The following is a 19213-nucleotide window of genomic DNA, read 5'->3' on the forward strand; positions in this document are numbered from 1 at the left end:
CTCTGGCTCTGGCTCTGGCTCTGGCTCTGGCTCTGGCTCTGGCTCTGGCTCTGGCTCTGAGGTCAGCGTTGGCTCATCCCGGGACGCGTCAAGCGCCCAGGGGGGCGCGGCTGACGTTTCTTCATCGTTGACCGACGCCGGAGGCGGCGGCGAATCTTCTGGCGTTGCTTCTGGCCGCTCGGTGACAGGTGCCTCTTCAGGCGCTTCGGGTGCCACAGGCGCTTCAGGCTGAAGCGGCAGCTTGGTTGTCGGCGGCTTGGGCACGCCCTGGGGGCGGAACGCCAGCATTCTCAGCAGGGTCATTTCCAGCGCACTGCGCAAATCGGGGGCGTGTTGCATATCACCACGCCCCTGGATACCGATTTGATAGTACAGCTGAATATCCTCGGCACTGAAACGCGATGCCAATTGCAGGATAATATCGCGGTCGCCGTGGCTGTTATCCACGGCGTCGGGCACCATCTGCGCCACTGCCAAGCGGTGCAATACCCCGGTCACATCATCCAGCACTGCGGCAAAGTCAGGGCTCTGCTCGGCTAGCTGACCGATTTCCGACAGCAAGCGGGCAACGTTAACCTCCGCCAACGCCTCTATCAGCGCAATCACGTGGCGGTGATCCAGGGTGCCCAGCATCGCCGCCACATCCGCATGCCTGACGGCGCCCTGACCAAAGGCAATCGCCTGGTCAGTCAGGCTCATGGCATCGCGCATGGAGCCTTCAGCCGCTTTACCCAACAGCCAAAGCGCGCTTTCGTCAAACGCGACGCCTTCACTGTTCAGTATGTGCGTCAGGTGCGTCACCACGCGTTCCGGCGGCATGTGCTTGAGGGTGAATTGCAGGCAGCGCGAGAGCACCGTCGCGGGAAGCTTTTGCGGATCGGTGGTCGCCAGCAGGAACTTGACGTGAGGGGGAGGCTCTTCAAGTGTCTTCAACAGCGCGTTAAAGCTGCTTGTGGAGAGCATGTGCACCTCATCGATGAGGTACACCTTATAGCGCCCTTGGGTCGGGGCGTATTGAACGTTGTCGAGCAGTTCACGGGTGTCTTCGACCTTGGTGCGCGAAGCGGCGTCCACTTCGATCAAGTCGACAAAACGCCCTTCGTCTATGGCCTGGCAGCTATCGCACTGCCCACAAGGGGTTGAGGTAACCCCCTCGTCGCCGCGACCATTGGCGGTGCAGTTCAGGCACTTGGCCAGTATTCGTGCGAGCGTGGTCTTGCCCACGCCCCGCGTGCCGGTAAACAGGTACGCATGGTGCAGACGACCCTGGTCAAGCGCATTGACCAGGGCGCGCTGCACATGGGCTTGGCCCACAAGCTCGTGAAAAGTACGCGGCCGCCATTTACGGGCCAGAACCTGATAGCTCATTGAGCATGACATCCTTGGGCGGTGTGGCTTCAGAGCCAAGACAAAAGGTTATTCTAGCGACTGCGCCACGACCCGCCAACCGTCTACCCAACGGGCCAGGCAAACCCCTCAGGCATTATCACCGCTTTCATTGGCAGCGGCGCGCTGCCCTGCCGCTTTAACCAGCGTTTCCAGCTCGCCGTTCTGGTGCATCTCGATCACGATATCGCAGCCGCCGACCAGCTCACCTTCGACCCATAGCTGGGGAAATGTCGGCCAGTTGGCAATTTTCGGCAGCTCGGCACGAATGTCTGGATTATCCAGCACGTTGACAAACGCGAAGCGCTCGCCGCAGCTCATCAGTGCCTGAACGGTTTGCGCCGAGAAGCCGCATTGCGGCAACTGTGGCGTGCCTTTCATGTAAATCAGGATCGGGTTTTCACTGATTTGACGCTGAATATTGTCGGCTGTGGTGCTCATACAGTCTCCTATAGAGATGGGCCTCGATGGTCGATTCGGCGGCGCACCGCCGGGCGACCTCAAGGCGATCGATAGATAATGCAGCATGCTTGAGGCATGGCGTTTTAATACCCGAGCATACTACTCAACCTTATGCGGTACTTGCCATTCTACGCGTGCCAACCACGTTGCGCATCCCCCAGGGCATCGCTAGGATAGGGTTTTTGCGCGGAGACTACCTTCATGGCGACACGCCATTTTCTGACGTTACTGGACTTAACGCCCGACGAACTGAACTATTTGATTCAGCGCGCCATCACTGTCAAGAGCAACTTGAAGGCACAGGGGCCACGCTATACGCCGTTGCCAAACCGCACGCTGGCGATGATTTTCGAGAAATCGTCAACGCGTACACGCGTTTCGTTCGAAACCGCCATGGCGCAATTCGGCGGCCACGCCCTGTTTCTCTCTCCCCGTGACACCCAACTGGGACGCGGCGAACCCATCGAGGACACCGCCCGCGTGCTGGCCGAGATGGTCGATGCCGTGATGATTCGTACCTTTTCCCACGCCGGCCTTGAAACCTACGCCAGCGCCAGCAGCGTACCGGTCATCAACGCGCTAAGCGATGACTATCACCCCTGCCAGTTGCTTGCGGATATCATGACCTGGACCGAGCTCCGCGGCAGTGTCAAGGGACGAACGGCGGTATGGATTGGCGATGGCAATAACATGTGCCATTCCTGGATCAACGCCGCACGTCAGTTCGACTTCCACCTGCGGATTTGCTGCCCCAAGGGGTATGAACCACGCGCCGACATCATGGCGGCCGCTGGCGACCAGGTGACGCTCCTGCACGACCCGCAAGCCGCCGCCGAGGGTGCCGACCTGATCACCACGGATGTCTGGGCCTCCATGGGCCAGGAAGAGGAACAGGCCAAGCGCGAGGCGGATTTCGCAGGGTTTCAGGTCACCGAGGCGTTACTTGATAAAGCCAGGCCTGACGCCCTGTTTCTACACTGCCTGCCCGCTCATCGCGGCGAGGAAATCAGCCACACCTTACTGGACGACCCGCGCGCCGTGGTTTGGCAGGAAGCAGGTAACCGCCTCCACGCCCAGAAGGCGCTGATCGAGTTCCTGCTACTCGGCAAGGTAAGTTCTTAGCAGCTCGGTAATTGTCATCCTGGGACAGGCCGCAAAAAAAACGCCCCATCGCTAAACCGATGGGGCGTTTTTAGAACATTAATGGTGGAGCCTAGCGGGATCGAACCGCTGACCTCAACACTGCCAGTGTTGCGCTCTCCCAGCTGAGCTAAGGCCCCACAGGCTGTCGTTGCAACAGCGAGGCGCATACTACGATGCCAGCTGTCGTTGGTCAAGGTTTTACGCATTTCACCGTTTACTAATTCTCCTTTGCTGACAGCTGTGGCACTCTATAGGGCGTACAGGGTCACATCGTCGAGTTAGCCTGCTTGTTCTGCGGCTGATGGGCGAAAGCGACACCGACCCAGCTTCTGGAATCCACCGCATGCAAGATGTGCCCTCTCAATGCAGGAGCTTGTCCTTTGATCAACGTTTTAATCGCCGATGATCACCACTTGGTGAGAACAAGTATTGCCCACCTACTGAACGATGAAACCGATATTCATATCGTTGGTGAGGCAGATGACGGTGAAAGCGCCGTTTCCAAGTGCCGCCAGTTGAGACCCGACATTGTGCTGATGGATATCCGCATGCCGGGGATCGGCGGCCTGGAAGCCACACGCCGTATTCATCGTGGGATGAAAGATATCAAGGTCTTGATTCTTACTGGACATTTAGAGGATAACGTCGCCCGGCGCATGCTGGAAGCGGGCGCTTCCGGCTTCTTGAGCAAGGGCACCAACGCCACTGAAATGGTTAGCGCCATTCGTGACGTCTTTCATGGTCGACGCTATCTCAGCCAAGAGATTGCCCAGCGCCTCGCCATGTTACACTTCCATACCGAAGACAGCCCATTCGCCCACCTGTCGCACCGCGAGCTGCAAATAGCGCTGATGATTGTCAACTGCCAGCGGGTTCAGGACATTTCCGACCGTCTCCATCTAAGCCCTAAAACAGTCAACACCTACCGCTACCGGCTGTTTGAAAAGCTTGAGGTGGCAACCGATGTGGAGCTAACCCACCTTGCGCTACGCCATAATCTGGTCGAAGGGTTTGATCAGGCAGAAGGTTAATCTCCCCGACCATTGTGCGGCAATAAAGGCAGCAACGCGGTTCGCGATAAACTGTCAAAAGACACTATGACCTTTGATGCGAAAAAGTTTTTAAGCACGGTAAGCACATCTCCCGGGGTTTACCGGATGCTCGACACAGAGGGCAACACCCTTTATGTCGGCAAGGCGAAGCGCCTGAACGCTCGCCTGGCCAGCTACTTCCGCGGCCAGCTCAACGCCAAAACCCAGGCCATGGTAGGGCGTATTGCGGATGTCCAGGTCACCGTCACACGCAGCGAAACCGAAGCCCTGTTGCTCGAACAGACGCTGATCAAGGAACTGCGGCCTCCGTACAACATACTGCTGCGTGACGATAAATCGTACCCATTCATCTTTGTCAGTGACCGCCACCCCTACCCTGCGCTTGAATACAAGCGTGCGCGCCAACGGCGTGGCGATGGACGCTACCTTGGGCCTTACCCCAGCAGTGGCGCCGTCAGGGAAAGCCTTGCCCTGATGCAAAAGATTTTCCGCATCCGTAACTGCGAAGATAGCGTCTTCGCGCACCGGTCGCGCCCGTGCTTGCAGTATCAGATCCAGCGCTGCAGCGCCCCCTGCGTGGACTACATCTCGGCCGAAGATTACCAGCGGGACGTTGAACACGCCGTGATGTGCCTGGAAGGTAAAAGCGAACATGTCACCCAGGAGCTGACCGCCTCGATGGAAGCGGCAAGCCAGGCACTGGATTTTGAAGAAGCCGCGCGCTTTCGCGACCAGATACAGCAATTGCGTCAGCTCCAGCAGCGCCAGTTTGTCGACACCGAAAGCGGCAATGCCGATATTTTTGCCCTGGCCCAGCGCCCGGGCGCCCTGGGTATTTCGGTACTGAGCGTGCGCGATGGCCGTTTGCTTGGTGCCCGCCATCACATGCCCAAAAACGATCTCGACCTGTCCCCGGAGATGCTGTTGACCGAGGTGGTGAGCCAGTACTACCTGGGCCAGCCGCATAATATCCCCAGCGAGGTGATCACCAGCCATCCGCTTGAAGATGCTCAGTTATTGTCGGATGCACTCTCCCAGCACGCTGGAAAACGCATCCGGGTCACCAGCCAGGTGCGTGGCCACCGCGCCCAATGGCAACATCTGGCCATGACCAACGCCGAGCAGCAACTCGCTTCCCAGCTCGCCAACCAGAGCCAACTGAGTGAGCGTTTTAGCGCCCTGCAACAGGCACTCGGGCTTGAGGAAACACCTCAACGACTGGAATGCTTCGACATCAGCCACAGCCACGGTGAAGCCACCGTGGCCTCGTGCGTGGTGTTTGACCAGCAAGGGCCTCGCAAGAGCGATTACCGCCATTTCCGTATAGAAGGCGTGGCGGCGGGCGACGATTATGCGGCCATGCAACAGGCGTTAACTCGGCGTCTCAAGCGGATCAAAAATGGCGAAGGCATAGCGCCGGATATTTTAATCGTCGACGGTGGTAAAGGGCAGTTGAACATGGCGCGCGAGGTATTGGGTACGCTGGACATCAGCTCGATCACTCTGGTGGGCGTGGCGAAAGGCACCACGCGAAAAGCGGGCCTGGAAAGCGTTTTTCTGGATACGCCTGACCACCCATTACCGTTAGACCCCGCATCCCCGGCATTGCACCTTATTCAGCACATTCGCGACGAATCGCATCGCTTTGCCATTGCGGGCCACCGCGCTCAGCGCGATAAAACACGTCGCACGTCGACACTGCAGGATATCCCCAAGGTCGGACCTAAACGGCGCCGTGAACTACTGCGTTTTTTTGGTGGTTTACAAGGGGTGCAAAAAGCCAGCCGCGCCGAACTCGCCCGTGTTCCCGGCATCAGCGAAGCGCTGGCCGAGAGTATTTATCGCGCACTCCACGGATAAAACGCATCGTGGACATGGATGCCTCAGGCCAAGGCAGATAGAATAGCGACGGACACCTTTGTTTTCATGACTCCACGGCAAGGATCGCTCTCCGCGATGAATATACCCAACATACTCACGCTCGCAAGAATCGCGTTTATTCCCCTGCTGGTGGTGCTGTTTTACCTGCCTTTCAGCTGGAGCATGCCCATCGCCGCCGGGATGTTCGCCCTGGCGTCCGTCACCGACTGGCTTGACGGCTACCTGGCGCGCCGCTGGAACCAGTCCACGCCGTTCGGGGCATTTCTTGACCCTGTCGCCGATAAGCTGATGGTCGCCGTTGCCCTGGCACTGCTGATCGAGCGTTTTGATACGGCGCTACTTACGCTCCCCGCACTGGTCATCATCGGGCGCGAAATTGTCATTTCAGCGCTACGCGAATGGATGGCGGAAATGGGCAAGCGTGGCATGGTCGCCGTATCCTGGGTAGGCAAGCTGAAAACCACCCTGCAGATGGTCGCCATACTGGTGCTGCTTGCCTTCCCTCCCGCGCATCCGCTGGCGCAGGTCGGCGTGCTTATTCTTTACGTCGCCGCCATGTTGACGCTCTGGTCGATGATCCAGTATCTGAAATCCGCCTGGCCTCATCTCAGTCGCTCAATGTAGGTCTCAACGCGAACCGGTAGCGGAAATGTTTGATTGACAAGCTAAACGCGTTGCGTATAATTCGCCCTCGAGTCGAGCGGGAATAGCTCAGTGGTAGAGCATCGCCTTGCCAAGGCGAGGGTCGGGAGTTCGAATCTCCTTTCCCGCTCCAACGACTCACCGAGGCTGGATGGCAGAGTGGTTATGCAGCGGACTGCAACTCCGTGTACGCCGGTTCGATTCCGACTCCAGCCTCCATCTTTCTGGTGCACCGATTCCCATCGCTGCGCTGCCCGGATGGCGAAATTGGTAGACGCAAGAGACTTAAAATCTCTCGGGGGCAACCCCGTGCCGGTTCAAGTCCGGCTCCGGGCACCACCCTGAAATCCCTCAAGTGCTTCCTCTTGTCAACGTCCTGATTTGGCTGTAATTGGCCGCGCTGGAAAATCCAGTACCTGCGTTATCGCCATCTGCCTGACACCGCGCTATGATACCTGCCGCCACCCCAAACGCTATCAGTCATTGCTGATCACGTTGACGCAAAGCCCAGGTCAAGCCCGCTAAGGAGTACCCCATGACGACGCCCACCTCAGAGATATTGATCATCGGTGGCGGCGTTGCCGGTTTAACCCTTGCCTTGACCCTTGCTGAAACGCACCGCGTTGCGTTGATACGCCCGGCTCAGGACGACAAGGGCGCCAGCCGCTGGGCACAAGGCGGTATTGCCGCGGTGCTTTCACCCGACGATCATGTGGATGCCCACGTCAATGACACCCTGATTGCCGGGGACGGTCTTTGTGACGAGCAGGCCGTTCGCTTCACGGTTGAGCACGGCCCGGCAGCCATCGAGTGGCTCATCGACATCGGCGTCCCTTTTACGCCCGATCATTCCTCCGGTGCGCGCTACCCCTTTCACTTGACCCGCGAAGGCGGGCACAACGCACGACGCATCATTCACGCTGACGATGCGACCGGGCGCGCCGTGGTCGATACCCTGCTGCAACGAGTCAAGGCACATGCCAATATCCAGCAGCACCATCACCTGAGCGTGGTGGGACTGCTACAAGACACCCAAGGGGCATGTATCGGCGCTTATGCGCTTGACGAGCACCAAGGGTGGCACGCCCTGACCGCACCGAACACGGTACTTGCCACCGGGGGCGCCAGCGGCCTCTACCAGCACACCACCACCCCCGCCCCCAGCAGCGGTGAAGGCATGATCATGGCCGCTGAGCTGGGAGCCACTCTGATGAACCTGGAGTTTCAACAGTTTCATCCCACCTGCCTGTACGACCCGGACGGCCCGGCCTTTCTGATTAGCGAAGCCGTGCGTGGCGAAGGCGGCCACCTGCTCAATTCGGCCGGCAAGCGCTTTATGCCGACCGTGGACGCCAGAGCCGAGCTTGCCCCTCGCGATGTTGTGGCGCGCGCCATCGACGCCGAGATACAGGCTCAGGCACTCCCCCATGTATGGCTGGATATACGCCATTTGGGGGTAGACGCTATCCAGCACCACTTCCCGACGATCAAGACGCACTGCGCATCGCGGGGGATCGACATCACCCAACAACCCATCCCCGTGGTTCCCGCCGCGCATTACAGCTGCGGCGGCGTGGCCACCGACCTCACCGGGGCTACTGGCGTGCCGGGGCTGTTCGCCATCGGCGAAACAGCCTGCACCGGGCTGCACGGCGCCAACCGCATGGCCAGCAACTCACTGCTGGAGTGCCTGGTGTTTGCCCGGAGTTGCGCCCACGCCCTTCAAAACACCGCCTCTGCCGCCAGGCAATACGACGTGAGGCTGCCGTCGCTTCTCGGCGCCGATGCGTTTATCGATACCCAGATCGCCGCATTGCGTAAACAGCTACGTGCCACCATGAGCCAGCACGTCGCCATTGTGAGAAGTAATGCTGGCCTTGCCGCCGCCAGCAAGGATCTCAACGAGATAGCCACGGCACTCGGCGAGCTAAGCACTGGCCAGATGACGGTCGAGGCACAGCGTTTGCAGCAGTTGGTCAACCTTGCACGGCTAACGGTCACCGCGGCACAGCAACGCCATGAATCGAGAGGCTTGCACTTCACAACGGACTGGCCCGGGCACGCTGAACATAGCCAACCGTCCCGCCTCACCCTCGAGCACCTACCCAAGGGTTAGCTGTCGCGTTTAACGACCGGGAGAGTGAAATAGGCGGCGCACTGCCCGGTGCGCCTCCCGAGGAACGCTATCGGGCCATAGCCAGACGCGCTGCTGCCCCACCTTCAGGCCCACCAGCCAGGGCGTCAGGTAGTCACAACTGACAGCCAATGATGCGTCAAGCTCGCCTTGCGGCAGCAACCAGCGGCCAAGAGGCCCTTGCGCGCGGGGCAGGAGATAAAGCGTGCCATGGGGCAGGCAATGAGTGCTGCGCCATAAGCACCCACCCCCCACTAATACCACCGCAGCGGCCATCAGCCACCCCACGATCGCCTGGCACATTAATGCAAGCCCAATCAGCAGGGTGCTGTGTAGCCCAACCCATAGCCTAGAGCGTGCGATAGGCAGAATTATCGGTGCTTTCGGCATGCTCGACGATCATCTTCACGATATGGCGCAGGACGGGATCGCCCGGCCATTCCCGGCGCATCAGCCAGACAAACAGATCCTGGTCTTCTTCATCAATCAGTTGCTGAAAGGCACGCTGATCACCCTCCTCCAGTTGGTCGTAACGCTGTTCCAAAAAGGGGATCAACAGTAAATCCAGCTCCCACATACCTCGACGTGAGTGCCAGTAAAGCCGCTTGCGGGCGATAGCGGCTGGGGATGTGTCGTCGCTCAACGTTGGCCTCTCTTGGGAAAAATGGAATGTGGGGTCAGTATACCTAAGCCACAGGGTCGCGCCAGGGCCGCGCTTGGCCTATGCTGATATTGATTGTAGTACCTTGTTTTATCTAAATTGTTTTATCTCCGATTGCGCAGTATGCTGAATGAGGTGACAGAAAGGCCGTATTGTTCGACCTTAAACGTCTGCAGGGAGCCAACCAATGACCAAATCTGAATTAATCGAACAAATTGCCATGCACCAGCCCGAGCTGTCGACCAAAGAAGTTGAGACCGCCGTTCGGATTATTCTTGACGACATGACCGACGCACTGGCGAATGGTGGGCGGGTGGAAATTCGTGGTTTTGGGAGTTTTTCACTTCATTACCGCGAGCCACGCACCGGTCGTAACCCGAAAACCGGCGAACCTGTCGAGCTTGACGGGAAGCACGTTCCCCATTTCAAGCCGGGCAAGGAACTACGCGAACAGGTCGATGCGAGCCGTGCATTGGGGTATTGACATAGCAAGGCATCATTGCCGTTTGCCAGGCATTAAAAGCGGATTCATGCCGTCTTTGGGATGACGTCGGGCAGCGACTCGTACACAATGGCACTACCGTGAAAGCTACTGACTAGGAACTTCTCATGCGTTGGATAAAAGGGCTGATTCTGGCCATCATTTTGCTGGTCGTACTGCTGGTGGGCATTTTGTTTGCAGTCAATAACCAGCAAGCCATTGCGCTGAACCTGATTTGGCTGGAGCTACCCGCCGTCTCATTATCCGTCTGGCTATTGGCAACGTTAACGTTTGGCGTACTGATGGGCATGCTGGCCATGCTTGGCGTGTATATTCGCCTCAAAGCCAGGTTGGCACGTAGCGAACGGCAGAACAAACAACAAAGCAAGGAACTCGACCAGCTACGCACGCAGGAGTTTAAGGAACTGGCTTAAATGCTGGACATACCGCTGCTGGGCGTTTTATTCGTCGCTATTGCGATTGGCTACGGGCTCGGGTTTCGCCAGGCGTCCCGACGGTCACGCGAGCGCTCGGGTTCTTCCCACAGTGGTCTCTCCCGGGATTACTTTGTCGGGCTCAACTATCTGCTCAACGAGCAGCCTGATGAGGCCATCAATACCTTTATCAATGCCCTGGATGTCAATAGCGATACGGTTGAGACCCACATTACGCTGGGTCGTTTATTTCGCTCGCGGGGCGAAGCCGACAAAGCGGTCAGCATTCACCAGAATCTTCTGGCGCGCCCGGCACTTTCCGATGCCACAAACGCGAAAGTTCAACTGGAGCTCGCGCGCGACTTTGTGGCGCTGGGTGTCCATGACCGGGCACAGCGGCTGCTCAGAACGCTGCTCGATCAGGACCACGACAGTGAGTTGCGCTACCCTGCCAAGCGGCTACTGATCGATCTGTTAGAGCGCGAAAAAGACTGGCAAGGCGCCTTGGACACCGCCGCTCCGTTGGTTAAACAGCAACCCAACATCCGCCGTGCAGCGGCCCACTGGCAGTGCGAACTGGCCGAGATAGAGACCGCCAATGCCAGCCGTGCGCTTGCCAAACGCCATTTGAAAAAAGCCCTGCAGCTTGACTCCCAGTGCGTCCGCGCCAACCTGTTGCTTGCCGGGCTTGAAATGGAAAATGCCCATTATCCGCAGGCAATCGGCTACTTGACGCGCATTCTTGATCAGGACAGCGCCCATCTTCCAACCATGCTGCCGGCGTTAAAGCGCGCCTACCTGCGCAATAACGATGAGGTGGGACTGGAAACCCACCTCCGCCAGCTGATTACCATCGTGCCCTACACCAGCTTAATCATCGAACTGGGAGAACTGATCCATCATCGGGATGGGGTCGATGCCGCGATTGGCGTTACCGGCGAACTACTCAGCCAGGCCCCCAGCTTGCGGGGACTCAACTATCTAGTTGATCTATATATCGAGAGCCAGCGCCTGCAGGGTAGAGACGCACCTGACACGCGGCTGGTTCTGCTCAAGCATCACACCGAAGCCCTGCTGAAGGATCGCCCCCGCCACCGCTGCCAACGCTGCGGCTTTACCAGCGATGCCTTGCAATGGCAGTGCCCCACTTGCCGTTACTGGGGCACAATCAAACCGATTATCGGCGTCGAGGGCGAATAACGGCTCTCTATACCAACTCTTGCTCGATAGCCTTCAGCGCGTCCATGGGATGTTCTGCCTGGGTAACCGGCCGCCCCACAACCAGGTGCGTGCTTCCCGCTTGTATCGCGTCCCTGGGCGTCATGATCCGCTGCTGGTCATTGGCCGCAGCGAAGGCAGGTCGAATGCCTGGCGTCACTTTCAAGAACTCGTCACCATATAGCGACGCCAGTTGCGTCGCTTCCTGAGCCGAACACACGACACCATGCAAGCCACTTTGCCTGGCGAGCTGAGCCAGCCGCGTCACCTGGTCACTAACCGATGAAGACACGCCGACATCCTCAAGGTCGCTGGCCTGCATGCTGGTCAGCACCGTCACCGCGATCAGATGGGTGGCGAGACGCTGTTGCGCCAGACGCGTTGCGGCAGCTTCCATCATTGCCCGACCGCCGCTGGCATGCAGGTTGACCATCCAGACACCCTGCTCTGCTGCCGCTTCTACTGCGCTGGCCACCGTATTGGGAATGTCATGGAATTTAAGGTCCAGAAATACCTCAAAGCCACGCCCGTGCAATGCTTCCAGCACGGCCGGGCCGCTGCGGGTGAATAGCTCTTTACCGACCTTGACCCGACACCGGGACGGATCCAACTGGTCGGCCATGCATAGCGCCGCGTCCAGCGAAGGGTAATCGAGTGCGATAATCAGCGGTGATTCAGTGACAGCCATACCAAGCTCCCCAGGTGTTTCGGCGCATTATATCAGTCCCTTCGGCTTGCTATGTAAGCCTTTTGCCATGCGTGTATAGCAAAAATCTTACATAACGTATGGCTAATTTCCGACAGCATCTTTCTGGCATCCGTTTATGGTGAAAGAGCGGGGCTTCCCCGTTAACGATGGGACTTATAACCACCACTAGAACTGAAACCGCCATAAAGGGGCTTACGATGAAGCTATCATTGAAAGGATTATTCGCCGCGTTACTCTTCAGCATCGGCATTGGGGTTGCCAGCACCGGCTTGGCTCAGGACATTGCGCCGATCAACGTCAACAGCGCCGATCCCGAATTACTCGATGAGCTGCCGGGTATCGGCCCCAGCCGAGCCGAAGCCATCATCGAAGAGCGTGAGGCAAACGGCGACTTCGAAAATGTCGATGACCTGACCCGCGTCAGCGGTATTGGACCGGCAACAGTTGACCGCATGCGCGATCAGGTAGCCGTTGAAGACTAAGATGACACCGCTAACCATCGCCCGATTGCGCCAGGGAATCGGGCGATTCGTCGTTTACGGCGTCATTTCCCATAGCGTCATAAAGCGGTTAACCGGCATGGACGCAAGCGATGCATGGTCTTCGCAGGCCTGGATAATCTGCTCGCAGCGATGCCCGGGAAACCGCGTGGCAAGGTGGCGCTGAAACTTCTCGAGTAACAGCGGCATGCCTTCGTCGCGACGCCGCCGATGCCCCAGCGGGTATTCCACAACGACCTTTTCCGTCGCCGTCCCATCATCAAAAAACACCTGTACGGCATTGGCAATCGAGCGCTTTTCATGATCCAGGTAGGCGTTTGAATAATCAGGGTTCTCTTCCACCACCATCTTTTCGCGCAGCTGATCAATCAGCGGGTGCGCGGCATGAAAGTCATCTTCATAGTGATCAGCGGTTAATGCCCCCTGCATCAGCGGGACGGCCACCATGTACTGCAGGCAGTGGTCGCGGTCGGCAGGGTTGGCGAGTTGGCCGGTTTTGGAAATGATCCGAATGGCCGCTTCGTGCGTCGTGATCACAATGCGCTCGATGGACGCCAGGCGATCTTTGACCTGCGGGTGCAGCGTCACCGCCGCCTCGCAGGCGGTCTGGGCATGAAACTCAGCGGGGAACGCCACCTTGAAGAGAATATTTTCCATCACGTAGCAGCCCAGCTCACGCTGGAAGCGCAGTCGACGCTCGCCTTCGGGCTTAAGACTGAGGTCTTTATTGCTATGGCTGAAGGCGATGTCGTAAAACCCCCATTGCGGCGCCGTCAATGCACTGGGAATGCCCATTTCGCCGCGCATGGCGATATCCGCCAGACGCACGGCCCGCGAAGTGGCATCGCCTGCCGCCCAGCTTTTCCGGGAACCGGCATTGGGGGCGTGACGATAGGTGCGAAGGCTCTGACCGTCTACCCAGGCATGGGAAAGCGCCGACAGCAACTGTTCACGATCAGCGCCCATCAGCTTGGCGACCACGGCGGTGGAGGCCACTTTTACCAGCACCACATGGTCAAGGCCCACACGGTTGAAACTGTTTTCCAGCGCCAGCACGCCCTGAATTTCATGGGCCATGACCATGGCGTGCAGCACATCCTCCATTATCAGCGGCGCAGCGCCTTCAGCCACTCGTTTCTGGGAAAGATGGTCGGCAACGGCAAGAATCGCGCCCAGGTTGTCAGAGGGGTGTCCCCACTCAGCGGCAAGCCAGGTATCGTTGTAATCGAGCCAGCGCACCATGGCACCGATGTCCCAGGCTGCCTTGACGGGATCCAGCCGTAGCGAGGTGCCCGGCACGCGTGCGCCATGCGGTACTGTCGTCCCCTCGACCAAGGGGCCAAGGTGTTTGGTACACGCCGGGAAACGCAATGCCAGCAACCCGCAGCCCAGCGTATCCATCAAACAGTAGCGCGCCGTGGTCAGCGCCTCCTCGGAAGGGGCACGAAAGTTGAGAACGTAGTCGGCCAGTGTTTGCAGTTCAGGGTCATAGTCAGGACGGTCATTAACGTCGGCGGTATGCATGTCTTATCCCCCTACTGGTTCAGCGTATCCCCCGGAACGCGCACGCTGCCTTCCATCAATACGCGCGCGCTGCGACTCATGACAGCTTTGTCTATTTGCCAGCGTCCGTCCACCAGACTTGCCTGAGCCCCCACCCGCAAACTGCCCGCGGGATGGCCGAAGGTGACCGCATCGCGTTCGCCGCCTCCCGCCGCCTCGTTGACCAGGGTGCCTTTAATTGCCGCCGCCGCGGCGATCGCGACAGCGGCGGTGCCCATCATGGCATGGTGGAGTTTACCCATGGAGAGTGCCCGCACCAGCAGGTCGATATCACAAGCATCAATCGTTTTACCGCTCGACGCCGTATACCCCGCCGGTGGCGCGACGAACGCCACTTTAGGCGTGTGCTGGCGGCTGGCCGCTTCATCCGGGTGTTTAATCAGCCCCATGCGGACGGCACCATGGGCGCGGATGGTTTCAAACATCGAAAGTGCCTTGCTATCGCCATTGATCGCCTCTTGAAGTTCGGTACCGGCATACCCAATGTCGGCGGCGTTGATAAACACCGTGGGAATACCGGCGTTGATCAGGGTGGCTTTGAGCGTGCCTACCCCCGGCACCTCCAGGTCATCGACAAGGCTGCCGGTTGGGAAAATGGCCCCTTCGCCGTCGGCCGGATCCATGAAGGCCACTGGAATCTCGGCAGCGGGAAAGGTGACCCCATCGAGCTCAAAGTCGCCGGTTTCCTGTACGTCTCCGTTGGTCACCGGCACCCGCGAGATAATCGTCTTCTGGATATTGACCTGCCAGATACGCACCTCGACCACGCCGTTTTCAGGGATCCGCTCAGGATCGACGAGGCCATGGGTAATCGCGAAGGGCCCCACCGCCGCCGAAAGATTGCCGCAGTTACCGCTCCAGTCGACAAACGGCTTGTCGATAGCAACCTGGCCGAAGAGGTAATCCACATCGTGCTCGGGCGATTCACTTTTCGACAGAATCACCGTTTTACTGGTGCTGGACGTTGCTCCCCCCATACCGTCGATTTGTTTCTCGTAGGGGTCGGGGCTGCCGATCACTCTTAGCAACAGCCTGTCCCGCGCCTCGCCGGGCTGCCGGGCGGCACCGGGCAAGTCATCGAGTTTAAAAAACACACCCTTGCTGGTCCCGCCACGCATATAGGTGGCGGGGATCTTGAATTGCGGCGCATGAGCCATGACGTTGCTCCCCGGCTAGGCGGCAGTGGATTCGAGAAAGTCCTGCGCAAAGCGCTGCAGGACACCGCCAGCGGTATAAATCGACACCTCCTCGGCGGTATCCAGACGGCAAATCACCGGCACGCGTTCGGTACTGCCACTCTGACGATGGATCACCAGCGTGAGCGTGGCGCCCGGCTGCGGGGTGCCCTCCACGTCGTAAATTTCGGTGCCGTCCAGCGCCAGCGTACGCCGCGTGGTGCCCTCTTCAAACTGCAGCGGCATTACGCCCATACCGATAAGGTTGGTGCGGTGGATACGCTCGAACCCCTCGGCAACAATGGTTTCGACCCCGGCCAGCGCAACGCCCTTGGCAGCCCAGTCGCGGGAAGACCCCTGGCCGTAATCGGCACCCGCAATAATGATCAGCGGCTGCTTGCGGGCCATGTAGGTTTCGATGGCTTCCCACATCCGGGTCACCTTGCCTTCTGGCTCAATCCGGGCAAGCGATCCTTGCACCCCATTACCCTGCTCATCTTGGACCATTTCATTGAATAGCTTGGGATTCGCCAATGTGGCACGCTGAGCGGTCAAATGATCGCCCCGGTGGGTCGCGTAGGAATTGAAGTCCTCCTCCGGCAAGCCCATCTTGTCCAGATATTCACCCGCCGCGCTGTTCAACTGAATGGCGTTGGAGGGCGACAGATGGTCGGTGGTAATGTTGTCCGGCAGAATGGCGAGCGGCCGCATCCCCTTCAAGCCCCGCTCTTTGGCCATGTTGCCCTCCCAATAGGGGGGACGACGAATATAGGTACTCTGGGGGCGCCATTCATAAAGCGGGCTGACCTGGGTGCGCGCGCTCTTCTGCAGGTCAAACATCGGGATATAGGTATCGCGAAACTGCTCGGGTTTTACCGACGATTTCACAATGGCGTCGATCTCGCTGTCGTCGGGCCAGATATCCTTGAGGGTGACCGGGTTGCCCTGGGCATCGTGTCCCAGAATATCCTTTTCGATATCAAAGCGGATCGTACCCGCGATGGCGTAAGCCACCACCAGCGGAGGCGAGGCCAGAAAGGCCTGCTTGGCGTGAGGGTGAATACGTCCGTCAAAGTTGCGGTTACCGGACAGGACGGCCGTGGCGTAAAGATCCCGGTCAATAATCTCTTCCTGAATCTTCGGGTCCAGTGCACCGGACATGCCGTTGCAGGTAGTGCACGCATAGGCCACCACACCAAAGCCCAGGTCTTCCAGCTCGCTCATCAAACCGGCTTCTTCCAGGTACATCTTGACGGTTTTCGAGCCTGGTGCCAGCGACGACTTGACCCAGGGCTTGCGGGTCAGACCGAGCTTGTTGGCATTGCGGGCGATCAGGCCCGCCGCCACCATGTTGCGCGGGTTGGAGGTATTGGTGCAGCTGGTGATTGCCGCGATGATCACCGCGCCGTCCGGCATTCGGCCCGCCTCTTCTTCAGCGCGGGCTTTATCCATATTCCCCGCGATGCCGCTCCTGGCAAGCTCGGAGGTCGGCAGATGGGCATGGGGGTTGGAAGGCCCCGCCAAGGTGCGCGTCACGCTGGATAAGTCAAAGCGCAGCACCCGCTCATATTCGGCGCTTTTCAAGCTGTCGGCCCAGAGACCGGTATGCCTGGCGTAGGCCTCGACCAGTGCCACCTGCTCGTCCTCACGCCCGGTGAGCTTGAGGTAGTCGATGGTCTGGCTGTCGATGTAAAACATGGCGGCTGTGGCGCCGTACTCGGGCGTCATGTTGGAAATGGTGGCCCGGTCACCCACGGTCAACGCATCGGCACCTTCACCGTAAAACTCCAGGTAGGCGCCGACCACGCGCTCGCTGCGCAGAAACTCGGTAATCGCCAGCACCATATCGGTGCCGGTCACGCCGGGCTGAAGCTTACCGGTAAGTTCCACGCCGACGATATCCGGCAAACGCATCATTGAGGCGCGGCCGAGCATGACGCTCTCCGCCTCAAGCCCACCCACCCCGACGGAAATCACGCCCAGCGCATCGGTCATCGGCGTATGGCTGTCGGTGCCCACACAGGTATCGGGAAAGGCCACGCCTTGCTGGACTTGCACCACGGGCGACATCTTCTCCAGGTTGATCTGGTGCATGATGCCGTTGCCCGGCGGGATGACATCGACGTTCTCGAAGGCCACTTTCGTCCAGTTGATGAAGTGAAAACGGTCGTCGTTGCGCCGGTCTTCCACCTGGCGGTTTTTCTCGAAAGCATCTTTTTCAAAGCCAGCGTGCTCAACGGCCAACGAGTGGTCGACGATCAACTGCGTCGGCACCACCGGGTTGACCTTCGCCGGGTCACCGCCTTTATCGGCAATGGCATCGCGCAGGCCCGCCAGGTCGACCAGCGCGGTCTGGCCGAGAATATCGTGGCAAACGACCCGCGCCGGGTACCAGGGAAAGTCCAGGTCGCGCTTGCGCTCAATCAGCTGCTTGAGAGCGTCGGTAAGCAACGCCGGGTCGCAACGGCGCACCAGCTGTTCCGCCAATACCCGCGAGGTAAAGGGTAGCGTTGCGTAAGCGCCAGGCTGGATATCCTCCACGGCTTGGTGCGCGTCGAAAAAATCCATTGCCACTCCGTCCAGCGTCACGCCCGGCAGCGGCTTGCGATAGTCAGTATTCATGGTCGCCTCACTTAGTCGCGCGCTTCGATGGGCACCCATTCGCTCTTTTCAGGGCCTGTATAGTCGGCGCTGGGGCGAATAATGCGGTTATTTTCACGCTGTTCGAACACATGGGCGGCCCAGCCGGTAAGCCGGGACATCACAAAAATCGGCGTAAACAGCTTGGTGGGGATGCCCATGAAGTGGTAGGCGCTGGCGTGGAAGAAGTCGGCGTTGCAGAACAGCTTCTTCTCCCGCCACATGACCTCCTCGCAGCGCACCGAGACGGGATACAACACCGTGTCACCCACGTCGTCGGCGAGCTTTTTCGACCAGTGCTTGATGATCGCGTTGCGCGGGTCGGACTCGCGATAAATGGCATGGCCGAAGCCCATGATTTTTTCTTTGCGCGCCAGCATGCCGAGCATCTCGCGTTCGGCTTCTTCCGGGGATGACCAGTTCTCGATCATCGCCATCGCCGCTTCGTTGGCGCCACCGTGCAGCGGCCCACGCAGCGAGCCAATCGCCCCGGTGACGCACGAGTGCATGTCCGAAAGCGTCGAGGCGCACACCCGGGCGGTAAACGTCGAGGCGTTGAACTCGTGCTCGGCGTACAAAATCAGCGAGACGTTCATCACCCGGGCGTGCAATTCGGAAGCCGGTTCGCCGCGCAGCATATGCAGAAAGTGACCGCCCACCGAGGCATCGTCGGTTTCGGTATTGATGCGCACGCCATCGTGGCTGTAGCGGTACCAGTAGCAGATGATCGACGGCAGCACGGCCAGTAGACGATCGGCCACGTCGTCCTGCTCTTCAAAGCTTTCTTCGGTTTCCAGGTTACCCAGCATGGATGTCCCCGTACGCATCACATCCATGGGGTGAGCGTCTTTGGGAATCTCCTCCAGCACATTTTTCAAGGCGCTTGGCAAACCGCGCAGGCTTTTCAACTTGGCGATGTAGTCATCCAGCTCGGCCTGGTTGGGCAGCTTGCCCTTCAACAGCAGGTAGGCGACTTCTTCGAACTTGGCTTTTTCGGCCAGTTCCTTGATATCAAAGCCGCGGTAGGTTAGCCCTGATCCGGTTTTACCCACGGTACACAGCGCGGTGGAGCCTGCGCTCTGGCCACGAAGTCCCGCACTGTTTTGTGGTTTATCCGCCATGTCATGTCTCC

The 19213-nt window shown here is 59.0% G+C and carries 18 protein-coding genes and 4 tRNA genes; 12 read left to right on the forward strand and 10 right to left on the reverse strand.

The genetic code is table 11. The features are described from left to right. Nucleotides 1-1368: DNA polymerase III subunit gamma/tau (dnaX, locus tag ADS46_RS17020; protein ID WP_066322049.1), on the reverse strand; the 1368-nt coding region annotated here is incomplete at its 3' end. Between the two features lie 108 nt (nucleotides 1369-1476). After that, on the reverse strand, nucleotides 1477-1827 hold the full coding sequence (grxD, locus tag ADS46_RS17025) for a Grx4 family monothiol glutaredoxin (protein ID WP_066322052.1): 351 nt from the start codon (nucleotides 1825-1827) through the stop codon (nucleotides 1477-1479). A 222-nt stretch (nucleotides 1828-2049) separates the two neighbouring features. Here grxD and argF point away from each other — a divergent pair, with 222 nt between their 5' ends. Continuing rightward, on the forward strand, nucleotides 2050-2970 hold the full coding sequence (gene argF / locus ADS46_RS17030) for an ornithine carbamoyltransferase (protein ID WP_066322054.1): 921 nt from the start codon (nucleotides 2050-2052) through the stop codon (nucleotides 2968-2970). A gap of 82 nt (nucleotides 2971-3052) precedes the next feature. On the opposite strand, the gene ADS46_RS17035 is transcribed toward argF, so the two are convergent. Then, nucleotides 3053-3128 (reverse strand) — tRNA-Ala (locus ADS46_RS17035). A gap of 243 nt (nucleotides 3129-3371) precedes the next feature. Between ADS46_RS17035 and uvrY the strand changes: the two genes are divergently transcribed. The 7 genes from uvrY (at nucleotide 3372) to nadB (ending at nucleotide 8682) form a co-directional block, all read left to right on the forward strand. Next, on the forward strand, nucleotides 3372-4022 hold the full coding sequence (gene uvrY, locus ADS46_RS17040; protein ID WP_066322056.1) for a UvrY/SirA/GacA family response regulator transcription factor: 651 nt from the start codon (nucleotides 3372-3374) through the stop codon (nucleotides 4020-4022). Between the two features lie 66 nt (nucleotides 4023-4088). Continuing rightward, nucleotides 4089-5903: an excinuclease ABC subunit UvrC gene (uvrC, locus tag ADS46_RS17045; protein WP_066322359.1), complete on the forward strand. Its 1815-nt coding sequence runs from the start codon at nucleotides 4089-4091 to the stop codon at nucleotides 5901-5903. A gap of 96 nt (nucleotides 5904-5999) precedes the next feature. Then, on the forward strand, nucleotides 6000-6548 hold the full coding sequence (pgsA, locus tag ADS46_RS17050) for a CDP-diacylglycerol--glycerol-3-phosphate 3-phosphatidyltransferase (protein WP_066322061.1): 549 nt from the start codon (nucleotides 6000-6002) through the stop codon (nucleotides 6546-6548). Between the two features lie 76 nt (nucleotides 6549-6624). Continuing rightward, nucleotides 6625-6699: transfer RNA gene (locus ADS46_RS17055), tRNA-Gly, on the forward strand. Nucleotides 6700-6711: 12 nt separating this feature from the next. Then, nucleotides 6712-6785: transfer RNA gene (locus tag ADS46_RS17060), tRNA-Cys, on the forward strand. Between the two features lie 33 nt (nucleotides 6786-6818). Beyond that, nucleotides 6819-6905 (forward strand) — tRNA-Leu (locus ADS46_RS17065). Nucleotides 6906-7101: 196 nt separating this feature from the next. After that, nucleotides 7102-8682, forward strand: coding sequence for an L-aspartate oxidase (nadB, locus tag ADS46_RS17070; RefSeq protein WP_066322064.1), 1581 nt, complete (start codon nucleotides 7102-7104; stop codon nucleotides 8680-8682). 9 nt (nucleotides 8683-8691) lie between these two features. Here the strand turns inward: nadB and ADS46_RS17075 are convergent, their stop codons facing one another. Both ADS46_RS17075 and ADS46_RS17080 read right to left on the reverse strand, forming a co-directional pair. Further along, a complete protein-coding gene (locus tag ADS46_RS17075; RefSeq protein WP_082926136.1) occupies nucleotides 8692-9003 on the reverse strand; it encodes a hypothetical protein in 312 nt (103 codons plus the stop codon). 46 nt (nucleotides 9004-9049) lie between these two features. Further along, nucleotides 9050-9343, reverse strand: coding sequence for a succinate dehydrogenase assembly factor 2 (locus ADS46_RS17080; protein WP_066322066.1), 294 nt, complete (start codon nucleotides 9341-9343; stop codon nucleotides 9050-9052). A gap of 205 nt (nucleotides 9344-9548) precedes the next feature. Here ADS46_RS17080 and ADS46_RS17085 point away from each other — a divergent pair, with 205 nt between their 5' ends. From ADS46_RS17085 to lapB, 3 genes are all read left to right on the forward strand, one after another. After that, a complete protein-coding gene (locus ADS46_RS17085) occupies nucleotides 9549-9845 on the forward strand; it encodes an integration host factor subunit beta (RefSeq protein WP_066322076.1) in 297 nt (98 codons plus the stop codon). Nucleotides 9846-9970: 125 nt separating this feature from the next. Further along, nucleotides 9971-10276 carry a lipopolysaccharide assembly protein LapA domain-containing protein gene (locus tag ADS46_RS17090; protein ID WP_066322077.1) on the forward strand — a complete coding sequence of 102 codons (306 nt, stop codon included), beginning with the start codon at nucleotides 9971-9973 and terminating at the stop codon, nucleotides 10274-10276. Beyond that, on the forward strand, nucleotides 10277-11476 hold the full coding sequence (gene lapB, locus ADS46_RS17095) for a lipopolysaccharide assembly protein LapB (RefSeq protein WP_066322080.1): 1200 nt from the start codon (nucleotides 10277-10279) through the stop codon (nucleotides 11474-11476). A gap of 7 nt (nucleotides 11477-11483) precedes the next feature. On the opposite strand, the gene pyrF is transcribed toward lapB, so the two are convergent. Further along, on the reverse strand, nucleotides 11484-12182 hold the full coding sequence (gene pyrF / locus ADS46_RS17100; protein ID WP_066322086.1) for an orotidine-5'-phosphate decarboxylase: 699 nt from the start codon (nucleotides 12180-12182) through the stop codon (nucleotides 11484-11486). 218 nt (nucleotides 12183-12400) lie between these two features. Here pyrF and ADS46_RS17105 point away from each other — a divergent pair, with 218 nt between their 5' ends. After that, nucleotides 12401-12685, forward strand: coding sequence for a ComEA family DNA-binding protein (locus ADS46_RS17105; RefSeq protein ID WP_066322089.1), 285 nt, complete (start codon nucleotides 12401-12403; stop codon nucleotides 12683-12685). A 54-nt stretch (nucleotides 12686-12739) separates the two neighbouring features. Here the strand turns inward: ADS46_RS17105 and ADS46_RS17110 are convergent, their stop codons facing one another. From ADS46_RS17110 to prpC, 4 genes are read right to left on the reverse strand one after another with little or no spacing between them, the layout of a single operon-like run. Then, nucleotides 12740-14227, reverse strand: a complete 1488-nt coding sequence (locus ADS46_RS17110; RefSeq protein ID WP_066322090.1) for a bifunctional 2-methylcitrate dehydratase/aconitate hydratase — start codon at nucleotides 14225-14227, stop codon at nucleotides 12740-12742. A gap of 11 nt (nucleotides 14228-14238) precedes the next feature. After that, nucleotides 14239-15423, reverse strand: a complete 1185-nt coding sequence (gene prpF, locus ADS46_RS17115; protein ID WP_066322093.1) for a 2-methylaconitate cis-trans isomerase PrpF — start codon at nucleotides 15421-15423, stop codon at nucleotides 14239-14241. A 15-nt stretch (nucleotides 15424-15438) separates the two neighbouring features. Beyond that, nucleotides 15439-18063 (reverse strand): Fe/S-dependent 2-methylisocitrate dehydratase AcnD, encoded by a 2625-nt coding sequence (gene acnD, locus ADS46_RS17120; RefSeq protein WP_066322094.1) that lies wholly within the window; start codon nucleotides 18061-18063, stop codon nucleotides 15439-15441. Nucleotides 18064-18074: 11 nt separating this feature from the next. Beyond that, complete coding sequence (gene prpC, locus ADS46_RS17125; RefSeq protein ID WP_066322096.1) at nucleotides 18075-19202, reverse strand: bifunctional 2-methylcitrate synthase/citrate synthase; 1128 nt, start codon at nucleotides 19200-19202, stop codon at nucleotides 18075-18077. Nucleotides 19203-19213: the final 11 nt, after the last annotated feature.

This window comes from Halomonas sp. G11 (assembly GCF_001663515.1).
In the GTDB taxonomy this organism is placed as follows: domain Bacteria; phylum Pseudomonadota; class Gammaproteobacteria; order Pseudomonadales; family Halomonadaceae; genus Vreelandella.